The sequence below is a fragment of the Achromobacter xylosoxidans genome (assembly GCF_002192695.1).
In the GTDB taxonomy this organism is placed as follows: Bacteria; Pseudomonadota; Gammaproteobacteria; order Burkholderiales; family Burkholderiaceae_B; genus Achromobacter; species Achromobacter xylosoxidans_C.
The window spans coordinates 1-656 of record NZ_MTLG01000030.1 but is presented as its reverse complement, the minus strand read 5'-3'; the positions used below and the strand labels follow the sequence as shown (position 1 = coordinate 656).

The following is a 656-nucleotide window of genomic DNA, read 5'->3' as shown; positions in this document are numbered from 1 at the left end:
AAGCCCAACCTGCAGCAGCAGATTGCGCACGGCCTTGACGCCATCGGGAGCCTGTTCACGCTGTCGCACCCTTCGGCCGAAGATCACCACCTGCTTGAACTGCGTCTCCACCGCTCGGTAGATGCGCAGGTCCGTGTAGTGGCGTGTCAGCCAGCCGACCAGCTCCGCATCGAGCACGTAGGCGGGGACGATGAAGACCAGCACGCCGCCGTACTGCAACAGCGACAGCGAACGCTGATAGAACAGCTTTTCGAGGCGGGCACGGCCCTGGCCCTGATAGCCGATGTTGCCGTTGACGTCCTTGGACAAGTCGCCATACGGCGGGTTGAGCCAGAGCAGCCCGAACGACTGCTTGGAGACCATCGTGTCCATCAGGTCCGCGTGCAGGCAGTGATCGACCAGGCCGCGGGCATGGCGTGCCCGCTCCGCGTCGAACTCGACCGCGAACGCCTTGGCCTGCTCGCGCCCGAGGGCATGGGCGGCTTCGGCGATCGCCACGCCTTCGCCGGCGCAGGGATCGAGGATGCACATGGGCCCGTCGCTGGGCATCAGTGCGTTGAGGGCTCTTTCGAGCGTGGGTTCGTCAGTCGGGTAGTAACCGTTCTTAGCGAAATTGCGGGCGAGCCGCGGGAACATGAGGGCCATGGAAGTCTCCT

General features: G+C 64.8%; 1 protein-coding gene. It reads right to left on the bottom strand.

The genetic code is table 11. From position 1 onward, the window contains the following. The coding region (locus BRO63_RS04450) for a DUF6094 domain-containing protein (RefSeq protein WP_256943239.1) at positions 1-645 on the bottom strand (645 nt) is incomplete at its 3' end. Between the last annotated feature and the right edge of the window lie 11 nt (positions 646-656).